This window comes from Dactylosporangium sp. NPDC049140, from assembly GCF_040648435.1.
Genome location: NZ_JBEZDS010000004.1, coordinates 154,409 through 170,459 on the forward strand (window position 1 = coordinate 154,409; position 16,051 = coordinate 170,459).

Below are 16,051 nucleotides of genomic sequence, written 5' to 3' on the forward strand. Positions count from 1 at the left end.
TGCGGGCCGTCCGTGCCGTGCGGGCCGTCCGTGCCGTGCGGGCCGTCCGTGCCGTGCGGGCCGTCCGTGCCGTGCGGGCCGTCCGTGCCGTGCGGGCCGTCCGTGCCGTGCGGACCGGCCGTGCCGTCCGTGTCGTTCGGACCGTCCGTGCCGCGGGTGCTGTCTGGACCGCTCGGGCCATCGGGGCCGTCCGTGCCACTCGGGCCGGCCGTGCCCCTCGGGCGCGTTGCTGTGGCCTATGCGTTGTTCGCGGCCGGGTATCTCGCCTATCTGACGTTTCTCTCGGCGTACCTCGACAGTCGCCACGCCTCGGCCGGGCTTGTCGCTGTCGTTTGGACGTTGCTCGGGCTGGCCGTACCCGCGGGGCTGCCGTTGTGGGGGCGGATGGGGCTTGCCGGGCCGCTGGTCGTCGTCGCGTTGGCGGCGCTCGGGGCGTACCTGTGGCCGGTGCCGGGGGTTGTTGTGCTGTCGGCGGCCGCGTACGGGGCGGTGTTCATGGCTGTGCCCGCTGCCGTCACCGGGATCGCCAAGGCTTCGGCGGGGCCGGGCCGGGCGACCGTCGTGGTTGCGCGGCTCACCGTCGTCTTCGCGCTCGGGCAGGCCGCCGGGCCGTGGCTGGCTGGGCTGGTCGCCGATCGGACCGAGCCCGCCGCGGCTTTGCTGTGGACCGCGGGCCTGTGTGCCGTGGCCGCCGCGGCCGGGGCCACCCGGGCCCAGGCAGTGACCAGAACGGCCGGATAGACGTGCGACCCTGTGCTCAGAGTGGGATCGAGCGGAGGATGACGTGCGCCTGTGCCCTGAGTGGGACCGAGCACGGGGATGAACGTGCGGCCCGTGCCCGCGTGGGACCTGGCACGGGGATGAGCATGCGACCCGTGCCCCAGCGTGACCTGGCACGGGGATGAACGTGCGGCCCGTGCCCGAGTGGGACCTGGCACGGGGATGAGCATGCGACCCATGCCCCAGCGTGACCTGGCACGGGGATGAACGTGCGGCCCGTGCCCGACTGGGAACGGGCACGGGGATGAACGTGCGGCCCGTGCCCGACTGGGAACTGGCACGGGGATGAGTGGGCGGCCCGTGAGTGGGATCGAGCACAGGGGTGATCGTGTGTCCGTGTGATGACTGGGAACTGGCACGGGGATGGGTGTGCGGCCGTGTGATGACTGGGATCGGGCACGGAGATGAGAGAGCCCCAGGGCCCGGCGGACGCGTGCCGGGCCCTGGAGCGTTTACGGCTGGGCGACCAGGCGGAAGGTCTGGGCCGGGCCGCCGGTGCACGACCACTGCTGCAACTGGGCCCCGTCCGCCGTCGACACGTCCTTCACGTCCAGGCATTTGCCGCTGTTGCGGGCGATGAACCGGTACGTCCCGTTGCCGTTCGACACCGCCTGCCACTGCTGGTTCGTCGCGCCGCCGTACGACCACAGGTGGACCTGGGCGCCGTCAGCGGTTGCGCCCGTGCCGCCGTTGACGTCCCACGACAAGGGTGTGTAGCGGTTCACGACGTTGTAGTAGCCGCCGCCGGTCGCGCGGAACTGCCACTCCTGGTTCGTCGTGGCCGGGCTGCTGCACGACCACTGCTGCAGCGCCGTGCCGTTGGCCGTGCCCCAGCCCGTGTCGTCCAGGCACTTGGCGCTGTTGGTGTTGATGACCTGGTACCACGCTGCCGGGTCCGGCTGGGTGAGGCCGCCGGTCGTGGGCGGGTTCGAGGTCGGGGTCACGGTGCCGCCCGGCCAGGTGAAGGTGGCCATCGCGCCGGCCGGCAGGTTGTAGCCGAACGACGAGCCGCCGTAGGAGACCTGGAAGTTCTGCGCGCCGCCCGAGTTGACCGCGACCAGCACGATCGAGCCGTCCGGGTTGCGGAAGGCGACGTTCTCGATGCCGCCCTGGCCCTGGTTCGTCGAGTCGATGCGCACCGCGCCCGGCTTCACGAACTTCGACAGGTGCCCGAGCACGTAGTACTCGGCGTTGTACGTGACGCTGCCGCCGTTCACGGTCACGACGCCCATGCAGTTGGTGCACGAGCCGATGACCGGGCCGTGCGATGCGTCGAGCGCCATGTTCCACGTCGTGACCGTGCGGGCCCAGTTGCGCACGGCCCCGACCGTGAGGTTGCGGCCCTGCCACAGCAGCGAGTCCGCGAACGTGTTGCCCGACTCGGTGCCGGAGCACTCGGTGAAGAAGATGTCCTTGTTCGGGTACGCGTTGTGCACGGTCGTCTGCCCGCTCGGGGTGCCGCCGTAGCAGTGCCACGCCGTGCCGGCCACGTTGTTGCCGGCGCTGGCCAGGACCTGCTGGGGGAACGACGTGTTGTCCCAGTTGTGGTCCCAGGCCAGGATCTTCGTGCCCGTGCCGGCCGCGGACAGCTTCGGGGCGAGCGAGTTGATGATCCGGGCCTGCTGGTCGGACTGCATGAGCATGCCGGGGTACCCGGCCGGGGAGTACTGCGGCTCGTTGGCGATGCTGAGGTACTGCACGGGCACGCCGGCCGCCTGGTACGCCTGGATCGACTTGACCAGGTAGTCGCCGAACGCGCCCTCGTAGCCCGTCGACAGTGAGCCGCCGACCATGTTGCCGCTGGTCTTCATCCAGCCCGGGGCGCTCCAGGGCACGCCCATCACCTGCACCTGCGGGTTGATGGACCTGGCCTGGGTGAGCAGCGGCAGGATGTACGCCTGGTCGTGCGCGACGGAGAAGCGGGACAGGCCCGGGTCGGCCGCGCCCTCGTCGTAGCTGTAGAAGCTGCGCGCGAAGTCCGAGGCGCCGAACGGCTGGCGCAGCCAGTTCAGCCCGATGCCCGACGACGGGCTGAACAGGTTCGTCATGACGGTGTTACGGGCCGGGGAGTTGTAGATGAGGTACGCGCTGGAGTCGGTCAGCGAGGCGCCGAAGCCGACCATCGACTGGTACGTGCTGTTCGGGTTCACGGCGATGACGGCGCCGCTGCCCGCGGTACCGAACGGGACTGCGCTTTTCTGGGACAGCAGGTTGGCGCGGTCGGGGGTCGTCAGCCAGACGCTCGCCGAGGTGGCGGCGAGTGCGGGGGCGGGCCGGGCGACCAGGTAGGCCACGCCGGCGACGAGCACGGTGGCGGCCGTGCTCATCGCCAGCAGACGGAGGCGCATGGCGGTGCTCCTTCGTGTGGAGGGAGCGTCCACAGAGGACGCTCGGGGGGCTAGGCGTACAGGCGGATGTCGGCGAGGCTCCACCAGTTCCCGGTCGTCGCGGTCGAGGTGATCCGCACGTACCGGGCCCGGGTCGGGCGAACGTCCACATTGGTCAGTTGTCCGGCCCCGGCGCCCTCGGCGAGCGTTGCCCAGTGGGTGCCGTCGGTGCTGGTGGACAGCTGCCAGCCGCGGGCGTAGTCGCCGACGCTCGCGCCGCTGTCGATCGCGACACGGCGGAAGGTGCGCGCCGAGCCGAGGTCGACCTGGAGGTACTGCCCCGGCTCCTGCGCCGCGCCGCTGGACCAGCGGGTCGTGGCGTCCTCGTCGACGGCGAGGGCGGCGTCGGGGCTCGCGGGCGACGACGACGCCGTCGCGCCCGCGATGGAGAGCAGTTTCAGGCCGTCGTCGAGCACCTTGCTCCGGGGCCAGGTGAACGTGGCGAGCGAGCCGCCGGGCAGGGTGTAGTCGAACGAGTGGCCGCCGACCGCGACCGTGAACGTTCTCGGTGCGTCGTTCTCGTTGTGGGCCACCAGGACCGTGGAGCCGTCCGGGTTGCGGAAGGCCACGTCGGTGACCTCGCCGTTCCAGGCGGGGTTGCCGAAGCTGGTGCTGGCGATGCGCACGGCGCCGGGCTTCACGAACTTGGACAGGTGCCCGATCGTGTAGTACTCCGCGTCGGTGGTCCAGGATCCGTCGGACTGCACGGTGATGAGGCCCGTGCAGGTGCCGCAGCCGCCGAGGTGCGGGCCGCCGGTCGAGTCCAGCGCCAGGTTCCAGGTGACGGCGGACCTGGCCCAGTTGCGGGTGACGCCGACGGTGATCGTGCGCGCGTGCCACTTCAGGGTGTCGGTGAAGTACTGCGCCGGGGTGTCGTTCGCGCCGTGCGATCCCGAGCACTCGGTGAACCAGATGCCCTTGTCCGGGTACGCGTTGTGCAGCGCCGTCATCGCGCTCGGGTCGCCGTAGTAGCAGTGGTACGCCGTGCCCGCGACCCAGCGGCTCGCCGGGTTCTGCAGCAGCCTGTACGGGTAGTCGGCCTCCGGGTCCTGCCCGGGCGGGGTGTTGGCGATGTCGTTCGGGTGGGTCTGCCAGTTGTGGTCGTACCCGAGGATCTTCGTGCGCGGGCTCACCAGCCGCAGCAGCGGCCCGAGGATGTCGATGACCTTGCCGGCCTGGGTGGTGTTCAGGCCCATCACCGGCCCGCCGCCCGCGTCACGGTTCTGCGGCTCGTTCTGCACGGTGATGTAGTCGACCGGCATGCCCGCGGCGGAGTAGGCGAGCACGAACCGGGTGAGGTAGAAGGCGTAGGACGCGTACACCTTCGGGTCGTCCTTGAGCTCGCCGCTCGCGAGGGAGTCACCGGTCTTCATCCACGCCGGCGGGCTCCACGGCGTGGCCATGACCTTCAGCTGCGGGTTGAGCTGCTTGGCCGTGCGCAGCAGGGGCAGGATCTGCGCCTGGTCGTGCGCGATGCTGAAATGGGTGAGCAGATAGTCCGTCTGGCCGGGCGGCATGTCGTCGTACGTGTAGTGCTCCGGCTCGGCCGTGAAGTCCGACGCGCCGATGGGCTGCCGCAGGAAGCTCACGCCGACGCCCCGGCCCGGGTCGAACAGCGCCTGCATCGCCTCGGCCCGCTTGGCCGGCGAGAGCCGGTAGAGCACGGCCGCCGACGAGTCGGTGATCGACGCGCCGAAGCCGTCCATGCTCTGGTACGTGCGGCTCGGGTCCACCGTGATCGTGGTCTGCGTGCTCGTGTTCGAGGTGAACGGGACGGCGGCCCGCTCGTGCATCAGCTCGGCCCGGTCGATCGTGGTGACCCAGACGCGGGCCGAGGGGGCGGCGCTCGCCTCGGCCGAGGTGGCCCCGGTGAGCCCGGCCGCGACCGCGGCGCCCGCCGCGACGAGACATAACACCCTGCGCTGCATACGCATCTCCCGCATGTAACAAATGAAACGAGAATGTAACGTGATGCAGGAAGCACAGCATCGGCAGCTACGGATGTCAAGCAGTGCCAGCTGCGCCTGCGGCGCGGCGGGGGTTCCCACCCCACACCCCCCACGGCCACGCGATCGGGGGCGCCGGAAATCCCTGTGCGCCCTTCCGGCAGGCCCTGCTACGGTCGTCGCAATGCGGCCGGGGGCCCGGTGCGCAGGCATCGGATACTTCTAATCCAAGGGTCGCGGGTTCGAATCCCGCCCGCCGCATGCGGCGGTAGCTCAGACGGCAGAGCATTGGGCAATCCACCGGTGCCGCTCGGATCTCGGGCCACCCCTACCGTGTCGTCATGGACATCGAGCCGCTGGATGCGTGGGCCGCCGAGACCGGGCGGCTCGTCGAGGAGCTGCGCGGCGTGCCCGCCGGGGACTGGGCCCGGCCGAGTCCGTGCCCGCCGTGGAGCGCCGCCGAGCTGCTCGGGCACGTCGTCGCCGGAGTCGCGCGGGTGCCCGGCATGCTCGACGCCCCCGCGCCCGGGCGGGCCGAGGTCGACGCGGCCGGGTACTTCCGGGCCGACGAGCGCTTCTCCGGCGGTACCAATGCGGAACGAATCGACGCGGGACGGCGCACGGCGGCCGAGGCCGGCGGCCCCGAGCTGGTGCGGCGGCTCGGCGCGGCCCGTGCGGACGCGATCGGGCGCTGCCGCCGCGAGCCGGCCGGGCGGGTCGTGCGCACGCGCCACGGCGATGCCATGCTGCTCACCGACTTCCTGGTCACACGCGTGCTGGAGGCCGGGGTCCACGGGCTCGACCTCGCCGCCGCGCTCGGCCGGGAGCCGTGGCTGACCCCGCCGGCGGCCGGGCTGCTGGTCGCGCTGTACGGCGGCGCGGGGCTGGACTGGGACCCGGTCGCGCTGCTGCGCGTCGCCGCCGGCCGGGCCGAGGCGACGCCGGAGCAGGCCGCCGACCTGGAACGGCACGGGCTGCGGCGGCTCGCACTCGGTTAGGCATACTGCTTGGGTGGTGTTGTCGCGGCGCTGGTCGGTCTTTCTCGTGCTCGTCGGGGTCTGGAACTGGGTGATCTGGCCCCGGTTCCTCGTCGCCATCTGGAAGGACGACCGGGCCTGGGACGTCGCCGGGCATCCCACCGGGTTCTTCTGGGTCCACGCCGCGCTCATCGCGGTCTCCCTGGCCGTCGGTACCGCCGTCGGCGTGCTCGGGGTGCGCGGCTGGCGCTCCTGAGATCCCGCGGAACCTTTCGCGCCCCTGCGCAGTAGAGGAGGGCGAAGGGTCACGACGGGGAGGAGCGATCGGCACATGCGAAGATCGATCGAGGCGCCGCCGGGGGACCCCGGGGGCGACCGGGACACGCAGTTCCAGGCGTTCATGGGCGGGGCGACGCAGCGGTTGTACCGCGTCGCGTACCTGCTCAGCGGGGACGCCGGCGAGGCCGAGGAGCTGACCCAGCACACGCTCGTGCGCACGTACGCGGCCTGGGAGCGGCTCGACGACGGGGACGCATACGCGTACGCCCGCCGGATCCTGGTCAATCTGCACAGCGACTGGTGGCGGCGGAGGCGCCGGCGCGAACGGCCGGTGCCGCAGGTGCCCGAGCGCGTCGCGCACGGCGCCGACCCGGCCGAGGCCGCGCTGGACCGCACCAGCCTGGCCCGGGCCATGCGGCACCTGTCCCGGCGGGAGCGGTCGGTGATCGTGTGCCGGTACTACCTCGACCTCACCGAACAGCAGACCGCCGCCGAGCTCGGCGTCGCCCTGGGCACGGTCAAGAGCGCCTGCGCGCGGGCCCTGCGCAAGCTGCGCGTCGACCCCGACCTGAGCCCGATCGTCCACCACCAGGGAGCGCAGTGATGCACACGACCGACGACCTGCGCCGCGCCCTGGCCGAGGCGGCCCCCCCGCAGAGCACCCGGCTGACCTTCGCCGACGTCAAGCGGGCCGCGCACCGGCGCCGGCACCGCACATTCCTGGCCGGGGTCGCCGTGGCCCTGACGCCCGTGCTCGCCGCCGGCGGCGCCATCGCGCTCAGCCCGGCCGAGCCCGGCCCGTCGCCGACCCCCGACGCGCGGAGCACGGTCACCCCGCGGGTGCTCACCTCGGCCCCGGTCTCGGCCTACCCGCCCGACCCGTCGTTCCCGGTGCACGCCGAGAACATGGTCGCCACCGGCCTGCGCTTCGGCGACCACGAGGAGCTCGTGCTCTGGCTCGACGACATGGTCAACGGCGTCCGCGGCGGCCTGTACGACGCGAGCAACGGCCGGCTGCGGCCCATGTCCTGGTCCGGGCTGCCGACGAAGGGTTTCGGCCTCATCGGCGAGCTCGACGACCGGCACGGCGGCATCCTCGACTACGGCGTCGTGGGCGGCGACGGCGTCAGGGTCACGGTGGCGGCCGGCGGGAAGACCGCCGACGCGACCACCGCGCCGGTGCCGGGCCTCGCCGGGCGCACGATGTTCTGGAGCCGCCGCGGCGGGGTGATGGCCGGCACGACCGCCGAGCCGAACCCGGCGGTGCCCGACGCCGTGTTCACCGCGTACGGGTCGAACGGCTCGAAGCTGGCCCAGTCCGACCCCTCGCTCATCCAGCGGGCCGACACCATCGTCAACCGCGACGACAACACGAAGCCGATCGGCGAGCAGATGCGCACCGGCATCACCCTGCCCGGCGGCGGCGAGCTCGTCCTGTACTTCGACGGCGACGAGCACACCGCCCTGCTGCACGCCGGCAGCCGCGACGCGGGCGGTGCAGTCACGGCGCTCAAGGTGCTCACCTGGGTGAGCCGGCCGCCGACCGACCCCGGGGGCTTCTACCTGGGCCGGTTCACCGTCGACGGCGCGGGCGTCACGGCGTGCATCTACGTCGGGTCCGCGGCGCGGGTGGAGATGGGCGGCGAGGGTGGCGGGCAGCGCGGCTCGGCCGCCTGGACCGCGTACCCGCGGCTGCACGTCGCCTGGGTGCAGGGCGTCAAGGGGAGTCCGTCGGCCGTCGCCTACGACGCGGCCGGCCAGGTGGTTGCGGCGACCGACTTCCGCTGAGGGCTCGGCGGTCCCCGCCCGAAACTCGAGGGCGGGGGCCGTACCTCCGGCGGTACATTGATGCCGCCGGTCGCGGGACTGTCCGTGCGACTTCCGGAACCCGCCTCTGAAGCGATGCTTCGCAGCTCGCGCGTCGAACTCCCCGACCGGCTCCTAAGACACCGTTGGGGGAGGCCGTGGAGCTGTCGGAGCTGACCGCGTGCGAGGACGTCGTCATGTTCGTGAACGCCGCCGTCGCCGCGACCGGGCAGCGCGAGTTCTACGGCGAGGCGCGGCTCTCGCTGGAGTTCCTGCACGACTACGTGCGCACCAACTACCGCGAGATCTACGCCGCGACCCTGGCCCTGGACATCAACGAGCGCAACGCCGCGGCAATCGTGCTCGGGCTGCTGCGTACGGCCCAGGAGGTACCGCTGCCGCAGCGCCGGCGCGAAGGGCAGCTCATCGCGGCCCGGCTCGCACGGATGGCGCCGCAGCGGGTGTACCGCCTGCTGGCCACCCTGCGCGCGGAGGGCATCAACAACCGGCGCACCCGCGCGATCGTGCGGGACTGGGTCGCGGCCCGGCCCGACATCGCCTTCGACGCCGTGAAGTACCGCCGCGGGCTGGCGACCGCGGCCGGCCACGCGCACCTGCGCCTGCCCGCCGAGGTCGGCACCGTGCTCTTCGACTGGCGCCGCCCCGCCCGCTACGACACGCCGATCCTGGAGACCTGGCGCCGCGCGCACTACGACAAGCAGGCGCTGTTCGACCTGCCGTACACCGTCGCCGAGGGCCTCGCCTCGACCCGGCTGCGCACCCACGACCGGGCCCAGTTCCTGCGCGCGATCGCGCCGCGCCTCACCGAGCTGGAGCGCCTGCGGCTGCAGACCTCCGGCGCCCGGGTCGACGGCGTCGGCGGGATGGACCTGCGCCGCGTGCCGCTCACCCGGCTCGCGCTCTACGCGCTGTCGCTGCCCCGCCCCGAGCGGGCCCGCCGGCGCGAGGAGCTCACCGGGGCGCTGCGGGCCGCGGCGCGCCGGGCCGCCGGGCGCCGCGCCGGCACCTGGGGCGACGTGGTCGGGTTGCTCGACGACAGCTACTCGGCGTCGGGCTCGGCGGTGAAGCGCCGCCGGCCGCTCGCCGTCGCGCTCGCCGCGCACTACCTGCTGGAGGCGCTGGCTTCGCGGTACCGAACCATCTGGCTCAACCACGAGGGCGACCCGCTGCTCGTGCACCCGCTCGGCGCCACGCCGCTGGGGGAGCGGCTCCTGGACGCGCTCGCGCTGCGGCCGGAGCGGCTCGTGGTCGTCTCGGACGGCTGGGACAACGCGCCGCCCGGGCAGGCCGCCGAGGTGCTGCGCGTCTGGCGGCAGCGGCTCGACCCGGCTGGGCACACGTCGATCGTGCACCTCAACCCGGTGTACGACGGCTTCGACGTGCGCCGCCTCGCGCCGTCGGTGCCCACCGTCGGCGTGCGCGACGCCGAGGACGCCGCCGCGCTGGTGGAGCTGGCGCGCTTCGCCACGGGTACCGCGACGTTCGCTGCTTTGAAGGTGTTCCTGGACGACCTCGTGGAAGGGTTCCTGCCGTGATCGAGGGCCTGCGCACGGGCCCCGCGCAGACGTGGGGCGCGGTGCGGCTCGTGCCGCTGCTGCGCGACGAGCCGATCACCGACCTGCGCCTGCACGCCCGCCTGCACGACGACGAGCTGTCCATTGTGGACCTGGGTGCGCGCGCGGCCTACCTGGCCTACGTTCCGCACGCGTTCGTGGCATCCTGGACGGGCGACGGTACGCCGGCCGCCGCCTTCGGCACCCAGCTGCTCGACCCGCGCGACCCGGGCCTGCCGCGCGTCGCCGGCCTGCGCTTCCGCCGCCGCATGGCCCGCCGCGAGGACCGCCACCGGCTCCGGTTCCTGCCGCTGCACCTGGCCCTGGAGGGCTACCTGAACCTGCAGTTCGGCGGCCCGCCGATCGCCTGGCAGGAGTGGACCCGCGCGGCCGTCACGCGCGGCCTCTCCCCGCGCGTCGAGGAGGCCTACCGCGGCGCGGCGGTGCAGGGGCTCGACGACGCCCTGCGCGTGTTCGAGGTCCACCCGGGACAGTGCGGGGTCGTGGTGTACCTGGCCGACGCCCTCGCGAGCGCCTTCGTCGTCCCGCACCCGGACGACTACCGGGCCCTGCACGCGACGCTCCTGCAGGACTTCTACGGCGAGCTGCTGTACCACTACACCCAGCTCTACCCGGCCGTGCCCGGCTTCGACCAGCCCGTGAACGCCGCGCGCGTGCACACCGTCGACGACCTGCGCGCCGAGCTCGCCCGAGTCCGCTCCGAGTGGGCGGCGTTCCACAACGACGTGATGTTCACGGTCCGAGCCCAGACGAGCCTGCGGGTGTACCGCATGGGCCGCTTCACGCTGTCGCGCTTCCTGCCCCCGATGAACCCCGACACCGACAACCACATCGGCGAGACGATCACGACGGAGGACGGCACGGTGGCGTACCTGAAGACGTACCGCCTCTCGGCCGCCCAGGCCCGCCGGGGCCACCTGCTGTCGCGCCTGGCCGAACACGACTGGTCCCTGGACCGCACGGCGGCGGCACTGGGCACGGACCGCCCGGGCCTGGCCCTGCGGCTGGACCGAGCGGGCTTCGGCTACCTCCTGCGCCCCGACATTCTGGACGCAGCCCGCAACGCCGCCCGCACACCACGCCGCGACGGTTGAGTGGGGCCGGCGGTCCGTCGGAAGAATGGACCGCCATGGCTCCGGCGGAATGCACAATGCGCCGGGCTCCGGTTGACCGTTCCGCATTTCGGCGAAATGGCGGGGCGGCGCGATCGTGGCGGCGGCCTGTTCAATCGAGGGTTCCGGTGGCTTCGGCGCGAGGGCCTCCCGGGCCCGCTGCGCGAAGTAGGCGTCCGCCGCCTCGACACTGCCGAACTTGTCGCAGAGCTTCTTCCGATGCCGCTCTTCAAGCCCCCAGTCGCGACGCCGCTGGTGTTCCTTCCGAAACTCCTCACCGGCAGGCGAATAATTACGCCGCCGAGATAGCGTCATACATAGCGGTAATTTCGGCCCGACTGAACAACCCCCGCTGCCCCAACACATATCGATTATCCAAAGAACGGAAGCAAACAGGATCCCGTTTCAAATAGCGCGAGACAGGAACCACCGAATGACGACCCGCACGAACCCGGCGGCAAACAACGGCCAAGAGGCATAACCGCAAGCAACAACGAACAGGGACCACGCTTACCCGTTGCGGGCGCCGGAGGCGCCCGCGCACCATCGGCCGAGCGTCCTTTGTCAGCCCCCCGTCCAAGTAAGAGGACGCCAGCCCGGGTGTCTCAGGATCAGTGACTTCGCCACGACGCGTCGGCCCGCGAGGCGATATGGCGACGGCTGACCGGCCGCCGCCCCAACAGCACGCGACGCTGGTGTTGCGCTTCTACGAGGGGCCTCTCCGACGCCGGGATCGGAGATGTGCTCGGCTGCCGCCCGGCCACTGTGCGCAGCAACGCGACGCGTGCCTTGGCGGCTCGCCGTGGGGCAGCAGTTCACGCCGCCGGTGATCGCCCCCGGAGCGCCGTACAACCGGGGCCCGTTGCAGCTCACGGCAGTTGTGACGCCGGACAGCGGATTCGAGCTGCAGGGCTACGACGCATCCGGCGACGTGCAGCGCCTGGTCCTCGGCGGCGACGTGCTGGCGGAGGTCCACGATCCGGGTGGCAGCTACGATCCCAGCTGAAGTCTCGGCAGGCATTATCCGCGCCCGACGGCAGACCGCGACCGCACGGATGGTCACACAAACCGCGCCGAACCTGGCCGGCTCCCGAGCCCTGCCGAATTCACTTGACCCGGCCAAGGGTCAACGCTGCACTGTGGGCCGGACACCACCGGTCGTGGTGCCCGAACCCCCGGGGGAGGCAGCAGCAACAATGGAAATCCGTCCCACGACCGACCAGGACCTCGACGTCTTCGTCAACACACTCCATTCTGCGTTCGGGCTCGACCCGGATACCCCGAACGAGGATGGCAGCGGCGTCTGGTGGTCGGCGTTCGAGATGGACCGCGGGCTGCTGGCCGTGGCCGCGGACGGGCGGCCCGTCGGGACCGCCGCCGCGTACTCGTTCGAACTGACCCTGCCCGGCGAGATCCTCGCCCCGGCCGCTGGAGTCAGCGCCGTCGGCGTCCTGCCCTCGCACCGACGCCAGGGCGTGCTCACCGCGATGATGCGCAACCAGCTCACCGAGCTGCGGGCACGCGGGGAGTTCCTCGCCGTCCTGCTGGCCTCCGAGGCCCCGATCTACGGCAGGTTCGGCTACGGACCGGCGACCTACACGGGACGGATCACGGTCGCACGCCACCAAGGCGCCCTCGCTGCACCGCGGGCGCACGGACGGGCAGACGCTCCGGCGGCCGGCTCGAACAGCAGCTCGGTCGAGGTGATGCGCCGTGCCGAATGCGGCGAGATCCTTGAACAGGTCTATGACCGGTACCGCCGTGCACAGCCTGGCGCACTGTCCCGGCCGCACCGCTGGTGGACCCTCGGCGCGGGGCAACCCCCGATCGCTCGGGCGCCGCGCCACGTCGCCGTCCACCGGGACGCCGGCGGCGTCCCGGACGGGTACGCCAGCTATTCGCTCAGCGACGGCACTTTGACGGTCGACGAGACCATCGCCACCGATGACGCCGTCTCCACCGCCCTGATCGCATTCCTGCTCGGCCACGACCTCGTCACTCAGGTCGCGTTCAAGCACTTCCCGCCCGGGCACCCGCTGCGCTGGCAACTGGCGGACCTCCGTGCCGCCCAGGTGAGCAGCGACTCCGACTGGCTCTGGGTGCGGCTACTGGACGTACCGCAGGCGTTGACCGCGCGCGGCTGGTTCACGGACGGCGAGCTCGTCCTCGACGTCGACGATCCGTTCCTCGGCGAGCACCACCGCTACCTGCTGACCGTCCGGGACGGCAAGGCCGACTGCGTCCCTACGGATCGGGACCCCGACCTCTCCCTGGACGTGAGCGACCTCGGCTCGATCTACCTCGGCGGCACTGCGCCCAGCACGCTCGTCCGTGCCGGACATATCCGCGCCCACCGATCGGACGCGGCCACCCTCGCCGACATCCTCTTCCACGCCGAGCGGCACCCGCACTGCCTGCACTGGTTCTGATCCCGGCCGGGCGCTCACCAGACCAGCCTGCGAAGCCTCCAGGACAGCCGTCCCGGGGGCTTCGCCGTCGGTTCCGGCGGGCCGAACGTCGGGCATGGCGCCGGTCGCGGGCCGTGGGTGCGGCCGGCGCCATACCGCCGTGTCGTGCCGTCCCCCGCGGTCAACGGGGGAGGTCACCTGGCTGCCGGTGAGCTTGTGCGATCGCATGCTTCGCTTCCGGTACCACCAGTCTCGGCAGGACGCACCCGCCACACCGCCGGTTTGCCCGGAAAGCCACCCGATCGAAGTCGTGTTTGGCCGGACGCGCACAGGGGCATCAATGAGTCGACCAAGAAAACGAGCTTTTCGAGGAGGAGCAGTGACTGTCACCGGAATCATCACGGCGCTCATCGTCGGTCTGATCGTCGGTGCGCTGGGTCGGCTGGTGGTTCCCGGCCGGCAGAGCATGTCGATCCTGGTCACGATGGTCGTCGGCGTCATCGCCGCACTTCTGGGCACGGTACTTGCGAACGCCATCGGCATCTCCACCGACACCCCGGGTGTCGACTGGGGCGAGCTGCTGGTCCAGGTCCTGCTCGCGGCGGTCGGTGTGGCGCTGGTCGCCGGCCTGAGCGGCCGCGGTCGCCGGGCTCTGTAACCGGGCAACGCCGCAGTACCACCTCACGATCCCCGGCCCGTGTGGGCCGGGGATCGTTGTGCCTGCGTACAGTTCCGGGCTATGGCCGCCGTCCCCGCGCATCCCGTCCCGATCGAGCTCGGGGACCTGGTGCTGCGCGCACCCCTCGAGGCCGACGCGCCCGCGGTCGCCGCGGCGTTCGCCGACCCGCCGCTGCAGCAGTGGAGCCCGCCGCCGGCCGGCACCGACGTGTACGCCTGGATCCGCGACCGCGCCGACTGGTCGAGCGGCGCGCGGGTCGGCTGGGTGGTCGCCGCGGCGGACGGCGGGCCCGTGCTCGGCTCGGTCTCGGTGCGGGTCGACGCCACGCTGGACCACGGCATGATCGGCTACTGGACGGTGCCGGACGCCCGCGGGCGGGGCATCGCCACGCGGTCGGTGCGGGCCGCGGCCCGGTTCGCGTTCGACGTGGTGGGGCTGCACCGCATCGAGCTGTGCCACGCGGTGGACAACCCCGGCTCGTGCCGCGTGGCCGAGGGCGCCGGATTCCCCCTCGAGGGCATTCTCCGGGAGTCGTACCCGTACGGCGACGGCCAGCGCCACGACGAACACCTGCACGCGAAGCTGCGCACCGACCCCGACTGAGTCAGTGCAGCGGCGGGAGGGACTGCTTTGTGTGCAGTACACCCGCAAACAAATCGCCGTGGGTGGACAGTCGTGCACGGATTGAGCGAATGGTGAACGCATCCGGGCGCAGCGCGGGATCGTCGAGCTCGTCCCAGGCGATCGGCGCGGAGACCGGCGCGCCCGGGGCGGGCCGCGGGCTGTACGGGGCCACCAGCGTCTTGTTCACCGCGTTCTGCGTGAAGTCGAGCCGCGCCCGCCCGCCCCGCTCGGCCTTCTCCCAGGCCCAGCTCACGAGGTCGGGTACCACCGCGCCGATCGAGCGCGACAGCCCCTCGACCCAGGCCCGCGTCTCGGCGAACCCGGGCCCGCGCTCGACCGGCACCCAGATCTGGATGCCGCGCCGCCCGGTGACCTTCGCGTACGCGGCGACCCCGAGGTGCTCGAACGCGGTGCGGTGCAGCCGGGCCAGCACGAGCAGGTCCTCCCAGGCCGTGCCGGGGCCGGGGTCGAGGTCGACGAGGGCGTACGTCGGGGCGCCCGGACGGTCCACCTTGGACGTCCACGGGTGCCACTCGAGGCCGCCGTGGTTGGCCGCCCACACCAGCGCCGCGGCCTCGTCGGCGACCAGGTACTCGGTGCCGGATTCCGGTTCCCGCCACCGCGGCAGCCATTCCGGCGCGTGCGACGGCAGCGCCTTGTGCCAGAAGCCCTTCGAGTCCGAACCGTTCGGGAATCGATGCAGGTTGAGCGCCCGCCCGGCGAGATAGGGCAGCACGGTCGGCGCGATTTCCGCCGTGTACCGCAGGAATTCGCGCTTCGTCACGGCCTCCTCGCCGCCGCGCCCCGGGAACAGCACCTTGCCCAGGTTGGTGACGCGCAGCCGGCGCCCGAAGATCTCCCAGGTGCCGTTGTCGCCGATCGCGTCGAGCGCGGCGAGCTCCTCCGCGTCGCCCTTGAGCGCGACAGCGGCCCGCTCGGCGGGCAGGTCCGAGTGCCACTCCCACTCCGGGTCGGCCCGCACCTCGTCGCTGGTGCGTCCACTGAGGACAGATCGCGGATGCGCGGCCGGGTCCCACCCGTCGGCGGCGTGCTCGTCGCGCTTCTTGAGCAGCAGCCACTCGTCGCCGCGGGTCCGTACGACGACGAACCGCCCGCGCAGCTTCTCCCCGTGCAGCTCGATGTGCAGCTCCCCGGCCCGCAGCGCGGCCGCGGGGTCCGGGTCCTTGTACGGCACCCAGTCCCCGGCGTCCCACACGATGACGTCCCCGCCGCCGTACGTGCCGGCCGGGATCACGCCCTCGAACGCGACGTACTCCATGGGGTGGTCGCCGACCTTGAACGCCGCCCGGCGCACCTTCGGGTCGAGCGTCGGCCCCTTCGGCACCGCCCAGCTGACGAGCGCCCCGTCGACCTCGAGCCGGAAGTCGTAGTGGAGCCGCCGGGCCCGGTGCAGCTGCACCACGAACCGCAATTCGGACACCCGTCCAGTGTCGCGCC

The 16,051-nt window shown here is 72.3% G+C and carries 14 protein-coding genes; 11 read left to right on the forward strand and 3 right to left on the reverse strand.

Features of this window, described 5'->3' with window-relative positions; all coding sequences use genetic code 11:
• The first annotated feature begins 210 nt into the window (after nt 1-210).
• Nucleotides 211-741 (forward strand): YbfB/YjiJ family MFS transporter, encoded by a 531-nt coding sequence (locus tag AB0B76_RS09585; RefSeq protein ID WP_360372732.1) that lies wholly within the window; start codon nt 211-213, stop codon nt 739-741.
• Between the two features lie 491 nt (nt 742-1,232).
• On the opposite strand, the gene AB0B76_RS09590 is transcribed toward AB0B76_RS09585, so the two are convergent.
• Together AB0B76_RS09590 and AB0B76_RS09595 are read right to left on the reverse strand one after the other, a co-directional pair.
• On the reverse strand, nt 1,233-3,128 hold the full coding sequence (locus AB0B76_RS09590) for an RICIN domain-containing protein (protein WP_360372149.1): 1,896 nt from the start codon (nt 3,126-3,128) through the stop codon (nt 1,233-1,235).
• Nucleotides 3,129-3,178: 50 nt separating this feature from the next.
• The gene (locus tag AB0B76_RS09595) at nt 3,179-5,095 is read right to left on the reverse strand and encodes a discoidin domain-containing protein (protein WP_360372152.1); all 1,917 of its coding nucleotides are present in this window, start codon (nt 5,093-5,095) and stop codon (nt 3,179-3,181) included.
• A gap of 359 nt (nt 5,096-5,454) precedes the next feature.
• Here AB0B76_RS09595 and AB0B76_RS09600 point away from each other — a divergent pair, with 359 nt between their 5' ends.
• The 10 genes from AB0B76_RS09600 (at nt 5,455) to AB0B76_RS09645 (ending at nt 14,572) form a co-directional block, all read left to right on the forward strand.
• Nucleotides 5,455-6,111 (forward strand): maleylpyruvate isomerase N-terminal domain-containing protein, encoded by a 657-nt coding sequence (locus AB0B76_RS09600; protein ID WP_360372155.1) that lies wholly within the window; start codon nt 5,455-5,457, stop codon nt 6,109-6,111.
• Between the two features lie 13 nt (nt 6,112-6,124).
• Complete coding sequence (locus tag AB0B76_RS09605) at nt 6,125-6,346, forward strand: hypothetical protein (protein ID WP_360372158.1); 222 nt, start codon at nt 6,125-6,127, stop codon at nt 6,344-6,346.
• Between the two features lie 75 nt (nt 6,347-6,421).
• A complete protein-coding gene (locus AB0B76_RS09610; RefSeq protein ID WP_360372161.1) occupies nt 6,422-6,973 on the forward strand; it encodes a SigE family RNA polymerase sigma factor in 552 nt (183 codons plus the stop codon).
• Complete coding sequence (locus AB0B76_RS09615; protein WP_360372164.1) at nt 6,973-8,157, forward strand: hypothetical protein; 1,185 nt, start codon at nt 6,973-6,975, stop codon at nt 8,155-8,157. The genes AB0B76_RS09610 and AB0B76_RS09615 overlap by 1 nt, the downstream gene beginning before the upstream one ends.
• 176 nt (nt 8,158-8,333) lie before the next feature.
• A complete protein-coding gene (locus tag AB0B76_RS09620) occupies nt 8,334-9,731 on the forward strand; it encodes a hypothetical protein (RefSeq protein ID WP_360372167.1) in 1,398 nt (465 codons plus the stop codon).
• On the forward strand, nt 9,728-10,864 hold the full coding sequence (locus AB0B76_RS09625; RefSeq protein WP_360372170.1) for a hypothetical protein: 1,137 nt from the start codon (nt 9,728-9,730) through the stop codon (nt 10,862-10,864). The genes AB0B76_RS09620 and AB0B76_RS09625 overlap by 4 nt, the downstream gene beginning before the upstream one ends.
• A gap of 802 nt (nt 10,865-11,666) precedes the next feature.
• The gene (locus tag AB0B76_RS09630) at nt 11,667-11,888 is read left to right on the forward strand and encodes a hypothetical protein (protein WP_360372173.1); all 222 of its coding nucleotides are present in this window, start codon (nt 11,667-11,669) and stop codon (nt 11,886-11,888) included.
• 190 nt (nt 11,889-12,078) lie between these two features.
• The gene (locus AB0B76_RS09635; protein ID WP_360372176.1) at nt 12,079-13,311 is read left to right on the forward strand and encodes a GNAT family N-acetyltransferase; all 1,233 of its coding nucleotides are present in this window, start codon (nt 12,079-12,081) and stop codon (nt 13,309-13,311) included.
• A gap of 358 nt (nt 13,312-13,669) precedes the next feature.
• Nucleotides 13,670-13,948: a GlsB/YeaQ/YmgE family stress response membrane protein gene (locus tag AB0B76_RS09640; RefSeq protein ID WP_345127949.1), complete on the forward strand. Its 279-nt coding sequence runs from the start codon at nt 13,670-13,672 to the stop codon at nt 13,946-13,948.
• Between the two features lie 81 nt (nt 13,949-14,029).
• Nucleotides 14,030-14,572, forward strand: a complete 543-nt coding sequence (locus AB0B76_RS09645; RefSeq protein ID WP_360372180.1) for a GNAT family protein — start codon at nt 14,030-14,032, stop codon at nt 14,570-14,572.
• A gap of 1 nt (nt 14,573) precedes the next feature.
• Here the strand turns inward: AB0B76_RS09645 and AB0B76_RS09650 are convergent, their stop codons facing one another.
• Entirely contained in the window at nt 14,574-16,034 is a 1,461-nt protein-coding gene (locus tag AB0B76_RS09650; RefSeq protein WP_360372183.1) for a DNA polymerase ligase N-terminal domain-containing protein, read from the reverse strand.
• Nucleotides 16,035-16,051 lie beyond the last annotated feature (17 nt).

Excerpts from the sequence above, each read along its gene's own strand:
- AB0B76_RS09590 (WP_360372149.1), bottom strand. The coding sequence starts at position 3,128 with ATGCGCCTCCGTCTGCTGGCGATGAGCACGGCCGCCACCGTGCTCGTC.
- AB0B76_RS09595 (WP_360372152.1), bottom strand. The coding sequence starts at position 5,095 with ATGCAGCGCAGGGTGTTATGTCTCGTCGCGGCGGGCGCCGCGGTCGCG.
- AB0B76_RS09600 (WP_360372155.1), top strand. The coding sequence starts at position 5,455 with ATGGACATCGAGCCGCTGGATGCGTGGGCCGCCGAGACCGGGCGGCTC.
- AB0B76_RS09610 (WP_360372161.1), top strand. The coding sequence starts at position 6,422 with ATGCGAAGATCGATCGAGGCGCCGCCGGGGGACCCCGGGGGCGACCGG.
- AB0B76_RS09615 (WP_360372164.1), top strand. The coding sequence starts at position 6,973 with ATGCACACGACCGACGACCTGCGCCGCGCCCTGGCCGAGGCGGCCCCC.
- AB0B76_RS09635 (WP_360372176.1), top strand. The coding sequence starts at position 12,079 with ATGGAAATCCGTCCCACGACCGACCAGGACCTCGACGTCTTCGTCAAC.
- AB0B76_RS09645 (WP_360372180.1), top strand. The coding sequence starts at position 14,030 with ATGGCCGCCGTCCCCGCGCATCCCGTCCCGATCGAGCTCGGGGACCTG.